Origin of the sequence: Paenibacillus sp. FSL L8-0494 (assembly GCF_038003695.1) — a bacterium.
Lineage (GTDB): Bacteria > Bacillota > Bacilli > Paenibacillales > Paenibacillaceae > Paenibacillus_AQ > Paenibacillus_AQ odorifer.
Genome location: NZ_JBBOPQ010000001.1, coordinates 5576182 through 5591357 on the forward strand (window position 1 = coordinate 5576182; position 15176 = coordinate 5591357).

Here is a 15176-nt window from a genome sequence, read left to right on the forward strand (position 1 = left end):
AATTATTTAGTCAGTTGCAGCCCTTTACCGCCTTGGATAACCCATACGCTGTCGCCGCTCACAATCGCAAGCTTGCTTCCGTCTTTAGATACAGATACTTCAGATACATCTTCAGCCGTACGGAACAGTTCGGTCTTTGCACCACTACCATCGATAGAATAGATCACTGTGCTTCCGTCTGCCGTAGTACCTGCCACTACCAAACCATTGCTAACGCCAGTGGACCAATTCACTTCGATATCAAGTGCAATATTAGTGCTGGTTGCGTCCGCTTTTACAAGCTTCAGGGTATTCTTCGCATTGCCGTCTGCATCTGCGCTCAGGTATGCCACATTTCCATCAGCCAAAATCTCAGGGTAAAGCTTGTTATCTGCTGTAGTTGTTAGTGCAGCTGGTTTAGCATCTTTTGTAGCCAAATCAAGCTTGTAAAGCTGCTCTCCTGCCGAACTAAAGTCAACCGTAAGAGAATCTTCTGTGCTGTCTGCATCATTTTTAGCAACACCCGTCAAATTAACGATATAAACGGCGCTTTTTTCGTCAGCAGAAATACGCAGTTCGGATTTATTCTCAACCTTGTCAGCCAGCACGGATTTAACATCACCAGTCTCTACTGAGATTTTAGCGATTTTTTCTTGCTTGTCTCCTTGGATGAAATAAATGCTTTTCCCATCTTTGGACCAAACCAGATCTGTCTTCACACTATTGTCGGTGCCTAGTGTTTTAACAGCTCCGCTAGACAAGTTAATCAGATTCAGCAAACCTTTCTCATCATTAAAAGCTCCCCACTGCTGATCCGGCGATACTGCAAAGTCCACTGCACTGTCATTTGACGAAAACACTTCATAGTTACCTGGTTCTGTACTGAATTTGATAAGCTGAGTAGTTTCAGCATCACTTTTGTTCGCAATCAGGTTGCCAGCTGCCGTCCAGTGCAAAGTATCAAACAAACCTTCAGGACGTGCAAAGCTCAAAATCGTGCTAGCATCAGCGTCCAGCTCTCCACCTAATGCGGTAACTAACTTAGTAAGCTCTACATAGGTTTTACCGTTATAAAATACTGGAGCCACTGTGAACGATTGGGAATTACCATCTACTTGATAGCTCTTTGAGCCTGTTTTGAGTTGCACATTATGTAGTCCTTTGCTGTCGTTAAGTTCAAACCCGCTTGTTCCCAGTACTACCTTAGCCCCAATTTCTCCAGCTACCTGAGTCAGCGAGTAAAGCTTGTAACCACTGCTGTTAATGGTGTTAAACACAATCGGCGTTCCGTTTACATTCCAAGTAGTTGTACCTTCTTTAACTGCTGTTGCAGCAGCGACTTGATTGGTAGCTACAGATTTTACATTACTGCCGGTGCTAGCTGCAGATACACTTCCAACGCCTACTGTTGCAAGAAGTGCTGAAGCCAACGTTGCGCTAATCCATTTACTGTTTTTCAATTAGATTCACCCTTTTCGTATAGGTAACTGCTAATGTCATTTTCGTCTACAATTGTCAATTCTGTTGCAGAGGAATGTAATGGAAATATTAACTAGTATTCTTTTTTTAAAAAAACCAGGTAACCAAATGAACTAAGCAGCAAAAACAGCCTCTTTTCGTAAAAAGGTGCTCGGTGCAGCTGCCTTATTTAGTTGGAGAATTGTTTGGGATCTTGGGGTGACGTAGAGACTAATTTGATATTGCAGGCGCGTGGAGGGAACTTGTTGCTGAGGTGGATGGAGTATATTGCGGAGGTCGCTTGGGTGTGCGGGGAAGCTTGTTGCTAAGGACGATGGACACTTGGAGTATATTGCGGAGTTCGCTTGGCACGTGGGGAAGCTTGTTGCTGGCGAGAGTCTGCTATCAATGATATGGCTGCTGCTTACGATTTAAAAACTAACTGGTCTGTTGGGCACTTTCTGCGTAAGGGTCATAGTAGGAGATTCGGCTGATTGTAAGGGATTTATACCGTTCTTTTACTGACTTTAGCGGGATTGAGCTCTTTCTACGGGATTTATACCGTTCTTTTGCTGACTTTAGTGGGATTAAGCTCATTGTGCGGGATTTATACCGTTCTTTTGCTTGATTTATCTAGATCATACCTATTAAGTGGCATTTATACCCTTCTTTTGTCTGGTTTAGGTAAACCCGTGCTATTTTGAGGCATTTATGCCTTTCTATTACCTAGTTTAGGCGGACTGGCGCTATTTAGTGGCACTTTTGCCTTTCATTCAAATCATCTCTATATACATAGTAAAAGAACATGTTGAATTAACAAACGTCAATAGGGTTTAAGCTAATACTGTGGGAAACATTTGTATAAATATATGGTTTACAATTCCTAACTTTTGATGCAGAATAATGAGTGAGTACTCACTCATTTTATGGTTAGAGTGTTTAACGCAATGCAGTTCAACATCAACATCAACATCAACATCAACATCAACATCAACATCAACATCAACATCAACATCAACATCAACATCAACATCAACATCAACATCAACATCAACATCAACAACATCAACACCTTCTACACTTCTACACTTCTACACTTCTACACTTCTACACTTCTACACCTTCTACACCTTCTACACCTTCTACACCTTCTACACCTTCTACACCTTCTACACATCTACACCATCAACACCATCTTCAACTCAAGTATCCCAGAACATTCAGAATCGAGGAGATAAACATGGGTTCAGAGGTTCCAGTTATTTCAGTGAGCCATGTCGGGAAAGCGTTTGGAGAGAAACAGGTGCTCGAGGATATTTCGCTTCAAGTGGAACGTGCGGAAACCTTTGGTATACTAGGGCCATCCGGCTCAGGAAAAACAACATTTGTAAAGCTGCTTACTGGTATCGATGAGGTAACCTCCGGCGAGGTGAAGATACTTGGCGTTACGATGCCGAAGCTGACTATGCTGCAACAGATTGGGTATATGGCTCAGTCTGATGCCTTGTACACGGAGCTTAGCGCGAAGGAGAATCTGGAGTTTTTTGCAGCGCTATATGGTCTAAAGGGGGAGCAACGCTCCAAACGCATCACAGCCGTAATGGAGATCGTTAATTTACAAGATCATTTGCGAAAAAGAGTAGACCAATACTCCGGCGGGATGAAACGCCGCTTATCATTGGCGATCGCGCTGCTGCATGAACCGCCGCTGCTTATTCTTGATGAACCTACAGTTGGTATAGACCCGGTGCTGCGGCTATCCATCTGGAAAGAACTAAAAGCTCTGAACCAGAAAGGCACCACTATTGTGCTGACCACGCATGTCATGGATGAGGCTGAAAAATGTGACCGGCTCGGAATGATCCGTGATGGCAAGCTACTTGCCGCCGACACGCCTGCCGGACTGCTGCAAGCCACCGGTTCAGCTTCTATTGAAGAAGCCTTTTTATATTTTGGAGGTGTGCGTTCATGAGAATCCGAGCAATCACCTTAAGGATTTTGCGACAATTTATTCATGATAAAAGAACGATGGCGTTAATGTTCATTGCACCACTCCTCGTTCTAAGCTTAATGAGCTTGGTCTTCAACGGTGACGCCTATGAACCAAAAATCGGTGTGTCCGGTGTACCGCTAAATATGTCAGCTGCGTTAAAAGAACAAAATGCCACCATCAAAGAATATGCCAGCGTAGAGCTGGGAAAAGAAGCTTTAGTAGAAGGGAAAATTGACGCTTTGATCACTTTGAACGGAACCGCCGGAGATTCGCAAGTTACGCCTCAAGTGCTGTTAGAAGGTAGCAACCCTACAGCCAACAAGGCAGTAATCATGACGCTTCAACAAATCTCCCAGAAGCTTCTTCCAAGCACAAAGGAACAATTACAGCCGCAGATCAGCTATCTTTACGGTTCTGAGAATATGAAGACGATCGACCGTTTCGGTCCCATTATGATTGGCGTATTTGTTTTCTTTTTCGTATTCTTGATTGCAGGTGTATCCTTCTTAAGGGAACGAACCACAGGCACTCTTGAACGCCTACTTTCGACTCCATTAAAAAGATGGGAGATTGTGCTCGGGTATGTATGTGGTTTCGGCATATTTACCGTTTTTCAGGCGCTATTGATCTCATGGTATTCCATACAGATTCTTGGCATTATGATGACAGGCAGCTTTGGTTACGTATTGCTGATCACATTACTCCTATCGATGACAGCGCTGACGTTGGGCACACTGCTGTCGGCTTTTGCAGCCAATGAGTTGCAGATGATTCAGTTCATTCCGCTCATTATAGTGCCACAAATCTTCCTCAGTGGATTATTCCCGCTCGATACCCTTCCACTGTGGCTCCAGCGCGTTGGCCTCGCTACACCGATCTATTACGGATCAGAAGCTCTGATGGACATTATGGTCCGTGGCAAAGGATGGAGCGCAATTGCACTGGATGTCTATGTACTAATAGGATTTTCGCTGCTATTTATGCTGCTGAATGTATTGGCACTGCGCAAGCATCGCAAAATGTAACTTTACAAAAGCTATTATCATTGAAACAAAATGAATCAAGCATGGAGGGTTATTGTAATGAAAGAGCAAGTTTCTACGGAACAAAATATAGAAGAGCAGTGGATAGAAGAGCTGCTGACCCTTGGCAAAGACGAGAAACTGACACCGAAGCAGATTTCTATTCTACAAGCGGCGATTGAGGTATTTTCCGAAAAAGGATACTCTGCGACTTCAACGAGTGAAATTTCTCAGAAAGCGGGCGTGGCGGAGGGAACGATTTTTCGCTATTACAAGACTAAAAATGATCTGCTGCTTGCCATAGTAGGTCCTACCATGAGTCGCATGCTTGCGCCTTTTGTGCTGCGGAATTTCAACGGCGTGCTCGATATGCCCTACGACAGCTTCGAAGAGTTCCTGAGGGCATTTATGATCAATCGGCTGGATTTCGCCCGCAAGAATTTTAAAATTCTTAAGATTCTTATTCAGGAGATTCCTTTTCAGCCAACAGTTAGAGCTCAGTTTGTAGAGAATATTCTTAGCAAAATACTGGAGCGCGTGATTGATATTGTTGAACATTTTAAAGAAAAGGGTGAAATCATCGAGGTGCCTACACCCACACTTATACGCTTCACACTCTCATCTGTCGTAGGTTATTTGATGAATCGCTTGCTGCTGCAGCCAGATAAGGACTGGAACGACGAGGAAGAAATCAACCTGACGATCGCTTTTATCATGCATGGAATAAGTAAAGCAACACCCCCTATTTGATGCGCACGCCCGTTCTGTTATCATAAGTACTATATTAAATTCGGACTTTTCGAGATCAAGTTATGAGGAAGGAATTATGTTATGGGCTTTAGTGTATCAGAACGGGTAATCAAACTGCTGTGCGGCAAGTCTATTTTTGAAAAAGGATTAGCTTATTACCAAACTGAAAGTGTCGATATAATTGAAGTTGAAGAATACAATGTCTCCATTCCAGATTTGCCCCGCTCTCGATATGAAGCCATTGTTCAGGGGGCGATCGACTATGAAGTTATGGTGGTCATTGATATTGATGGGGATGTCCAGGCAGAGTGTAATTGTCCAGCCTACTCCCATGGGGGGCCATTCTGTAAACATATCGCGGCTGTGCTGATCAACGTTGACGCCCTTAAAACTGGCCGAGATCGTTCAGAGCTTACCGGAGCTTCGCACCTGTCTTCTATAGAAGATACTGAGATTCTAACCCCACGTATTTTTACAGATACTGCGCAAGACAATGGGGGAAAGTCCAGAGATCAACAGCTCGTGAGCAGCCTGCTGGGGATGTTCAGCAACCATACACCGCGTCCTAGCGGTACGGGGGCTTTTGTAGATAACAGACTTCCTCTAAATATAGAGTTTACATGCAAGCCCTTTACTTATAGTTACAGTCACACCATGCTTGGTATAGAAATGAAAGTCGGTCCAAAACGTCTATATATTGTTCAGAAAATAAGGGGATTTCTAGAAAGCGTACACCGCGGAGAATCCTTTGAGTTCTCGAAACATTTTATCTATGATCCTGCCATTTACAGCTTTCGGAAGGAAGATAATGTTGTTCTACAGAAGCTGATTGATATTGTATTAAATGAAAAAATGTACCGAGACAACGTCACTCCTTACTCACCTTATGGGGGGAGTATTGGGGGAGATCGGTTACTGGCCGTCCCTCCTTTTTTCTGGGAGTCACTTCAGCCTGCGCTTTCAGAGGTCTCTTCGGTATTTTTGCAACAAGAAGAGATGCTATACGAAGGCATCCATGTGTCTAATGAGGCGCCTCCACTCAGCTTTGAATTTGAACAGGCAGAAGAGGATGGATATCATCTGGATATTCAAGGACTTGAGCAGATTTCGGTCTTAGAAGATTACGGGATGGTACTATCGGAAAGTAAGTTGCTGAAGCTATCCCCTCAAGAATGTATACGCCTTGCTGAAATGAAAAAAATGCTGGATTCCTCCCGCCGAAATGGTATCGATATTGCCCCCGAGCAAATGGAGTCTTTTATGGACAAGGTTATTCCTGGTCTGAAAAAGCTGGGCAACGTCCATATCGCCGACTCCATTGCGGATCGGATTGTTCAACATAGGCTTATCGCGAGACTTTATCTGGATCGTGTAAGAGATCGGCTGCTCGCCGGACTAGAGTTCCAATATGGTGACATTGTGATCAACCCTTTAGATGAAAAAGCCCATGTTCGCGGGACGAATTTGATTCTTTTACGAGACGGGGAGGGGGAAGCTCGCATTCTGGAGCTGATGGAGCACGAATCTTTCGCTAAAACCGAAGGCGGATTTATTATGACAGACGAAGAGGGCGAATACGATTTTTTGTACCATACCATTCCGCTGCTGGAACCGCTACTTTCGGTTTATGCGACCTCCGCAGTCAAAGCAAGACTGTTCACGAGCACTACACCCCCAAAGGTGAGCATTAGTTGGAATGAAAAGACGGACTGGCTTGATTTTAAATTCGATATGGGCGGGATTCCAGAAGCTGAGATTGTTATGGTTCTGAAATCCCTGCAGGAAAAACGCAGATACTACCGCTTGCCTGATGGAGCCCTGCTACCGCTGGAGAGCGAGGAGCTTCAAGAAATCATTACCTTTATGAATGATATAGGCATCCGGGAAGGTGAGATCAAAGGGGTGGAGTTTTCTCTGCCCGTTGTTCGTGGGTTACATTTGACCTCCACGGATGCTAAGAGTGACTCCATTAAGCTGGGCAGATCCTTTAAAAGGTTACTTGCGAACATGCGGAATCCTGAGAATCTTGATTTCCCTATACCTGACAGTCTGGTTCCTGTGCTAAGGGATTATCAACAGTATGGGTTTCAGTGGCTGAAGACGTTGGCCCATTACCGTTTTGGTGGTATTTTGGCGGATGATATGGGGTTAGGCAAAACGCTGCAAAGTATCGCTTTTCTACTGTCAGAACTTCCAGAGATCCGCCAGAATGGGCTGCCTGCCCTAATTGTCGCTCCTGCGTCTCTCACTTATAACTGGCTTAATGAGCTTAAAAAATTCACGCCAGAGATCAAAGCTGTCATTGCAGACGGTAGTCTAATTGAGCGCGGGCGGATTTTAAAAAATACAGCAAAAGCTGATGTAATCATCACCTCTTATCCGCTGCTCCGCAGAGATGTTCAGTTGTATGCCAAAAAGTCTTTTCATACCCTGATTCTCGATGAAGCACAAACTATAAAAAACCATACTACACAGACAGCCCAAGCTGTAATGGCGCTTCAAGCCCGGCACCGTTTTGCACTTACGGGTACTCCTGTGGAGAATGCGTTGGAAGATTTATGGTCCATTTTCGGCACCGTGTTCCCTGGGTTATTTCCAGGCAAAAAAGCTTTTCACGATTTACCAAGAGAAACGGTTGCGAAGCGGGCGCGTCCCTTTTTGCTGCGGCGCTTAAAGAGTGATGTGTTAAAGGAACTTCCGGACAAAATTGAGTCCGTACAAGCATGTGAACTGCTGCCGGAGCAAAAAAAGTTATATGTAGCTTATCTTGCCCGTTTGAAAAAAGAGGCGCTTAAGCATTTGACCCAAGATAGTTTCGGCAATAATAATCGGATCAAAGTTCTGGCGGGACTAACTCGTCTGCGCCAGTTGTGCTGCCACCCTGCTCTTTTTGTCGATGGATATGAAGGAAGGTCTGCTAAATTCGAGCAGCTGCTCGAAATCATAGAAGAATGTCGCAGTTCGGGTAAACGTATGTTAGTATTCTCACAATTCACAGAGATGCTGGGCCTGATTGGGCGTGAACTAGGATATCAGGGCATTCCATACTTTTATTTAGATGGTCAAACGCCTGTTTCTCAACGAGTAGATTTATGTAATAAATTTAATGAAGGAGAGCGGGATATTTTCTTAATCTCCTTAAAGGCCGGCGGGACCGGGCTCAACTTAACTGGGGCAGATACTGTAATCCTTTACGATTTATGGTGGAACCCTGCCGTCGAGCAGCAAGCAGCGGATCGGGCTCACCGGATCGGACAGAAAAATGTAGTACAAGTAATTCGTCTCGTCACCCAAGGCACCGTAGAGGACAAGATGTATGAGCTGCAGCAGAAGAAAAAGAACTTGATCGATGAGGTCATCCAGCCAGGTCAGGAAAGCTTGTCTACCCTCACAGAGCAAGACATCCGGGAGATTCTGATGATCTAAATAACAATGTTTGAGAAAAAATCAGGGATATCCTGCAGCCTCTATGGCTATCGGGATATCCCTTTTCTTCAGATTATGCAATTGTAACTCCTGCACTAGCGTAGCCAGCAACAGTAGTTGCAACGTCAATGCCAGCCGTGACCGTCGAAGTGAAGACCAACAACAAGCGTTCTCCCACAGTTACAGGAATGCTTAAGCCTGTGGTATTACCACTGCTAATAGTTCCAAGAGCAATTAATCCTGTAAGCGGAGGACTTAACGTAACTAAAGCCCCAGGTACTGCTGTGAAGGTATTGTTAGGTGTAGTAGATCTGTATAATTGAGCCGTGATTGTTACCGTAGAACCCACCAAACTAACGGAAGATGTCGCACTGAAATAGGCTGCCATAGACGTAAGCGTTCCTGTTCTAGGAACTGAGAATGCAAAGTTCAGCAAGGTTCCAGCCGCTCCAGTAAGATCTATAGTACCGCCTGTAATACTGATATTGGTCGCACTGCTACCAAAACCAACTGCACTTGAAGTATTCAAAAGACCCCCTAATACAGTGGTCATAGCAACTGGAAGTCCAGAAGAATATGGAATGATTGCGCCTGCGCCAGCAGCACCTGTTGCTCCGGTTACACCAGCACTTCCTGTCGCTCCCGTTACGCCAGCACCTGTCGCTCCCGTTACGCCAGCACTTCCTGTCGCTCCCGTTGCTCCAGCGGTTCCTGTCGCTCCGGTTACACCTGCACTTCCTGTCGCTCCCGTTACGCCAGCACTTCCTGTCGCTCCCGTTGCTCCAGCGGTTCCTGTTGCTCCCGTTGCTCCTGCACTTCCTGTCGCTCCCGTTGCCCCTGCACTTCCTGTCGCTCCCGTTGCTCCAGCGGTTCCTGTTGCTCCGGTTGCTCCAGCGGTTCCTGTCGCTCCGGTTACACCAGCACTTCCTGTCGCTCCCGTTACGCCGGCAGTTCCTGTTGCTCCCGTTGCTCCAGCGCTTCCTATTGCTCCCGTTGCTCCAGTACTTCCTGTCGCTCCCGTTACGCCAGCACCTGTTGCTCCGGTTACGCCAGCACCTGTTGCTCCCGTTGCTCCAGCACTTCCTGTTGCTCCCGTTGCTCCGACGCTTCCTGTCGCTCCGGTTACGCCAGCACCTGTTGCTCCCGTTGCACCAACGCTCCCTGTAGCCCCAGTAGCACCTGTAATTCCTATATTTTCTCCATATAATTCAGAGTAGACAAGGCGATGAGCAGTCACTAGTTGGCCTGTGCTGCTTTTTCCCCAAACTGAAATTTGAATGGGATCATCAATCATAGTAGGTGTTGTGAATAAAAATTCAAATGAATCAAAGTTTGCATAATAGTCATTAGTAATTACTTGATTAGGAGCTACATTAACCAGCTCACTTACATATAAAGTTCTTGTCCCATTCATATAATAACCTTCGACTTGAACCGTTGACGGAGTGTCATCGCTCTGATTAACAATTTTAAGAGTAATAAGCTGAGTAGGTCTTACGCCGCCTACCAGATTATTTTCTATGGGACCAGTAGATAGTTGACTCAATTTTCAACACCTCATTTTTTATGAAATTATAATACTCGTATTATTTGAATTTCGAAAATCAACTCACCTGAACAAAACTATCCTCAAGAGTTTCGTATAAACTAGGGTTTTATCTATAATCATTCCTCCCACCTGCTCTAAGTTGATAATCTATGAGCCTACAAATCAGTTCATATTTTTTGGCTCTTTATAGTATTATTCTTATTTTGAATTAAGGTGTGGACATCCATTTAAAAACTACCAATATATTTTAGAAACATTGAAGTCGCTTGAATTTTCATAATGGTAGTACAGTAAGATATAATTCTAAAAAACATTTTTTCGCTCCAGTCGACTCGCGACATATCCTTAGCAAAAATAGAGATAACCCGGAAAGCCATACTAATAGCTACCGAGTTACCCCTATTGTATACATCTAACTTAGAGATAATTTAAGTTAATTCATGAATAGACCATACAATCCCTGATGTGTTGGCACCACCCAGATTCAAATTTAAGGTCAAGCCATTCGCTACATAGAACAATCCAATAACATCCCCAGTCGTCAGTGAAAATTCTCCAGCTAGCGTTACTGTTCCGCTTCCTAATATTGCTCTTAAACTCAATACAAGCGCAACATTCACGTCCAGTATAGGGAACAAACCAGTTATTAAGTTTGTTGCTATAGGGGTAGTTCTCTGAACTACGAAAGCAGGATTGACTCCTGCCCCAAGACTTATCGAAAGCGCAGCCGTTGTGGAATAGCTGATGGTCGCTTCAATAGAATATCTGCCTGTTGTTGGAACTGTGTAATTACCCGAAACTGGATTGAAGGACGGACTAGTAAAAGAAGGAGAAGTCACAGTCCATCCCGTAAGTTGAGAAGAAGTAGCAACTGCCAAAGATGACAGACGTGCAGAAAATCCCTCAGCTTGAACGTTCGGTCCGGTTGCTCCTGTTGCTCCTGTTGCCCCTGCTATCCCCGTTGCTCCAGTTTCTCCAGTTACACCTGTTACCCCGGTCACTCCAGCTACTCCTGTTGCTCCGGTTACTCCGGTTGCCCCTGCTACCCCAGTTGCTCCAGTCGCACCTGTTGCTCCAGACACTCCCGTTGCTCCATTTGCACCAGTCGCACCTGTTGCTCCATCTGCTCCTGTTGCTCCAGACACTCCCGTTGCTCCATTTGCTCCTGTAGCACCCGTTGCGCCAGTTGCTCCATCTGCTCCGGTCGCTCCTGTTACCCCCGTTGCTCCGGTCTCTCCTGCTCCGGTCGCCCCTGTTGCACCTGTTACTCCATCGGCTCCTGTTGCTCCAGTCACTCCTGCCCCGGTTGCTCCCCTTGCTCCATCTGCTCCTGTTGCTCCAGTCGCACCTGTTACTCCAGCCGCTCCCGTTGCTCCAGCCGCTCCCGTTGCTCCAGTCACTCCTGCCCCGGTTGCTCCTGTTGCCCCCGTTACACCTGTTACTCCGGCCGCTCCCGTTACTCCGGCCGCTCCTGTTGCTCCAGTCTCTCCTGCTCCAGTCGCTCCCGTTGCACCAGTCGCGCCAGTTGCTCCATCAGCTCCTGTTGCCCCTGTCTCTCCTGCCCCGGTCGCTCCCGTTACTCCATCCGCTCCAGTCGCTCCAGTCCCACCAGTTGCTCCGTCTGCTCCTGTAGCTCCAGTCACTCCTGCCCCGGTCGCTCCCGTTGCTCCATCCGCTCCAGTTGCTCCAGTCCCACCAGTTGCTCCATCTGCTCCTGTTGCTCCAGCCGCTCCTGTTGCTCCAGTCGCACCAGTTGCTCCATCGCCTCCAGTTGCTCCAGTCACTCCTGCTCCGGTGGCTCCTGTAGCACCCGTTGCTCCAGTTGCTCCATCTGCTCCTGTAGCTCCGGTCTCTCCTGCTCCAGTCACACCTGTTACTCCAGCCGCTCCCGTTGCTCCAGTCGCTCCAGTTGCTCCATCTGCTCCTGTAGCTCCGGTCTCTCCTGCTCCTGTAGCACCCGTTACTCCATCCGCTCCAGTTGCACCAGTCGCACCTGTTACTCCATCGGCTCCAGTTGCTCCTGTCACTCCTGCCCCGGTAGCTCCCCTTGCTCCATCCGCTCCAGTTGCACCAGTCGCCCCAGTTGCTCCATCTGCTCCTGTCGCGCCAGTTATACCTTGCGTTGCACCAAGTAACTCTGTATGCACAAGTCGATGAGCAGTCACGATTTGGCCAACGCTATTTTTTCCCCAGACTGAGATTTGAATCGGATCATCTTCCAGACTTGTAGTTGTAAATATAAATTCGAACGCTTCAAAATCAGCATAATAATCACGTGTTATGACTTCATTAGGTGCTACATTTACCAGTTCACTTACATATAAAGTTCTTGTCCCATCCATATAGTATCCTTGAACAAGAGCCATTGATGAATCAACGTCACTTCGGTTATCAATTTTGACAGTAACATGTTGAGTAGGTCTTACACCCCCTACCATACTATTGTCTATCGGTCCGGTAGATAAATAACTCAATTCCTCATCACTCCTTTAACGTTAACTGTTTCACTAAAAGAATTATTAAATTAATACTGCCTGCTTCTCCCATGCAACTATGCGATGAGGATCTACCAATGCTCCGGAATTCTGTTTTCCCCAGACTGAAATCCCAATCTCTGCTTCAACTTCTTCTACTGTTGTAAACACAAATTCAAATGCGTCTAAGTCGGCAAAATAGTTCTTAGTTAAGACTTGATTGGGTGCTAGATTTACTGTTTCATTCACATACATCGTTCTTACTACATCTAATACAAAACCTTGAATTACAAGGTTATAAGGATTGATAGCATCGCGATTTACTATGTTCACTGTTACGATTTGTGTCTCTCTAACTCCCATAAAAGAACTGTTATCTATAGGTCCTGTTGTATATATTGCCATCTTTTTTGTTCCTCCCCTCTATTACAAATTGAAAGTTTAGTACGGCAACATTAGTTCTATGATTCGAAATGATTAGCTATATACTGCTCTATACAGCTCTATACAGAAATATTCGTAGCTTAAAGTTACGTGTGGACGTTTTTACATAGAATTGTCAGATTTTTTTATTGAAGAACTCATTTCCTATACCCGCAATCTACTAAACTGTTAATTTACATGCTGTATACATTAGACAAGCAAGCTCAAAATCCACTGTTATTGTATCGCTATCCTTACAACGTTGCCGGAAGAAAGCAGCGCTGTTAAGATATACTGACTTTTGCAATCAATCAAAAGATGTGCCTTATAGCTAAACCAGAACATGTCTTCAGAGCTATTCTTCACTTATATTAATTTTCATGTCACAAAAATCCTCAGACGGAATAGAATAATTAGATAAATTCTTTTGAAGTACATCTTTCCAAAAAACTTCTAAAAAATGTGTAGCTCACCTATAAAAAGGTGTACTGCTCAGGTTGGTGAAGCTAGACAGGTTGTACAACAATTGTCTGGATCATGAGGGGGTAAATAATGATTAACAGGAATAGTTTGTTTCAAAGAATTATGGAAATACAAACTGATTCTTCCTTACATGATTTTGGAGGGGGGAGCCCTCTGAATAAATGTTATGTTATGGCATACTTAATCAAGAAATTCGACCTTAAGAATTATGTGGAGATTGGTGTTTATAAAGGAAGAAGTATCTTTTCTGTATCACAAGCTATTAAAGATAATACTGGAACTGCTTATGGAATAGACCCCTATGAGCTCAGTGAAGCCATGCAATACAATATTGATGAAAACTTAAGAGATCAAGTAAATCACTTTGTTGAAAAATTAAATTTCGAAGATCTATATATAAATTTTATTTTAAAGCGAGAAGCATTTGGACTTAAAAATGTAATTGAATTAATCAGAAAAACCTCATCCGAAGCTGTTATAGATTTACAACATATCGAAATTGATATGCTCCATATAGATGGCAATCATGAATATAAGCATGTTCTTGAGGATCTCACCAATTATGCTCCGCTTATTAAAGACGGGGGATTCATTGTTTTTGATGATATCCATTGGGATTCAGTAAGACAATGCTATGACGATATTAAACAGGATTATATTGTTTTATTCGAAACGATGTATTATGGAATTCTAATGAAAAAAGAAAAAACTCAAAAAAATGTAGACCTTGCAAATTTAACCTCAAAAAAGCTAAAAAGTCTTTATACTAAGCTTCGTAATATTGAACAACAAATACAAAAAAAGAAACCTACGGTTAACGTAGGTGTTCTTGCATATAACCATGAAAAATATATTCTACAATGTCTTCAATCTATAGTGACTCAAAAAGGTGACTTTAATTTAAAAATCGTTATCTGTGACGATAAATCGACAGACAAAACAGCCGAGTATATCGAGTCGTTTATTAAAAGCTCTCCGATTCCTAATGGAGTAAACCTTGTATTCTTAAAGGGTGAAGAAAATGTGGGAATGGTTAAGAATTTACAACGCCTATTGGAAGCTTGCCACGGGAGTGACTTTTTAGCATTAATCGATGGTGATGATTATTGGAATGAAGAACATAGGCTGCAAGAGCACATAGACTTCTTAGGAAGCCATCCAGAATGTGCACTTTCGTTTGATAGTATTATTTTATATTGGGAGAACCAAGGTGTATTTGGACCTCATCCCTTACAGTACGCTAAAACTAAAGAGATTTATACTACTGTAGATATCATTCAGTCTAATATAATCGGAAATATCTCCTGTTGTTTTTACGATGCGAGCCACCTGAATCAAATCCCAGATGATCTATTTACCTCCTCCTTTGTTGGGGATTGGATATTAAATATATTCTATTCTCAGTTTGGAGACATCGGTTATATTAATAAACCTATGACCGTTTATAGAAAGCACGATGATGGGATTTGGACTGGAAATAAGACATTTAATCAATTTGAGAAGAAGAAATATCTAATTGAAAGTGTAGATAAATGTAACCAGCTTTTAGATTTTCTTTATGATGAAGAGTTTACTAAAGTGAAAAATCAACTACCAAGATATCTTTGAATCTACCTAAC

The 15176-nt window shown here is 44.0% G+C and carries 10 protein-coding genes; 6 read left to right on the forward strand and 4 right to left on the reverse strand.

Annotated elements, in window-relative coordinates:
* Positions 1–2: 2 nt before the first annotated feature.
* On the reverse strand, positions 3–1439 hold the full coding sequence (locus tag NYE35_RS25295; protein ID WP_076272809.1) for a stalk domain-containing protein: 1437 nt from the start codon (positions 1437–1439) through the stop codon (positions 3–5).
* A 286-nt stretch (positions 1440–1725) separates the two neighbouring features.
* Here NYE35_RS25295 and NYE35_RS25300 point away from each other — a divergent pair, with 286 nt between their 5' ends.
* The 5 genes from NYE35_RS25300 to NYE35_RS25320 all read left to right on the forward strand — a co-directional run bounded on the left by NYE35_RS25300 (position 1726) and on the right by NYE35_RS25320 (position 8628).
* Entirely contained in the window at positions 1726–1872 is a 147-nt protein-coding gene (locus NYE35_RS25300) for a hypothetical protein (RefSeq protein ID WP_341122198.1), read from the forward strand.
* 805 nt (positions 1873–2677) lie between these two features.
* A complete protein-coding gene (locus NYE35_RS25305; protein ID WP_339210640.1) occupies positions 2678–3409 on the forward strand; it encodes an ABC transporter ATP-binding protein in 732 nt (243 codons plus the stop codon).
* Positions 3406–4455, forward strand: coding sequence for an ABC transporter permease (locus NYE35_RS25310; RefSeq protein WP_038573070.1), 1050 nt, complete (start codon positions 3406–3408; stop codon positions 4453–4455). Before NYE35_RS25305 ends, NYE35_RS25310 begins: the two co-directional genes overlap by 4 nt.
* Before the next feature lie 57 nt (positions 4456–4512).
* Positions 4513–5202, forward strand: coding sequence for a TetR/AcrR family transcriptional regulator (locus NYE35_RS25315; protein WP_038573072.1), 690 nt, complete (start codon positions 4513–4515; stop codon positions 5200–5202).
* An 81-nt stretch (positions 5203–5283) separates the two neighbouring features.
* Positions 5284–8628: a DEAD/DEAH box helicase gene (locus NYE35_RS25320; RefSeq protein ID WP_341122199.1), complete on the forward strand. Its 3345-nt coding sequence runs from the start codon at positions 5284–5286 to the stop codon at positions 8626–8628.
* Positions 8629–8701: 73 nt separating this feature from the next.
* Here the strand turns inward: NYE35_RS25320 and NYE35_RS25325 are convergent, their stop codons facing one another.
* The 3 genes from NYE35_RS25325 to NYE35_RS25335 form a co-directional block, all read right to left on the reverse strand.
* The gene (locus NYE35_RS25325) at positions 8702–10174 is read right to left on the reverse strand and encodes an exosporium glycoprotein BclB-related protein (RefSeq protein WP_341122200.1); all 1473 of its coding nucleotides are present in this window, start codon (positions 10172–10174) and stop codon (positions 8702–8704) included.
* A gap of 431 nt (positions 10175–10605) precedes the next feature.
* Positions 10606–12651, reverse strand: a complete 2046-nt coding sequence (locus NYE35_RS25330; protein ID WP_341122201.1) for a collagen-like protein — start codon at positions 12649–12651, stop codon at positions 10606–10608.
* Positions 12652–12696: 45 nt separating this feature from the next.
* Positions 12697–13056 (reverse strand): hypothetical protein, encoded by a 360-nt coding sequence (locus NYE35_RS25335; protein ID WP_076099427.1) that lies wholly within the window; start codon positions 13054–13056, stop codon positions 12697–12699.
* A gap of 570 nt (positions 13057–13626) precedes the next feature.
* Between NYE35_RS25335 and NYE35_RS25340 the strand changes: the two genes are divergently transcribed.
* Positions 13627–15165, forward strand: coding sequence for a class I SAM-dependent methyltransferase (locus tag NYE35_RS25340; RefSeq protein ID WP_341122202.1), 1539 nt, complete (start codon positions 13627–13629; stop codon positions 15163–15165).
* Positions 15166–15176: the final 11 nt, after the last annotated feature.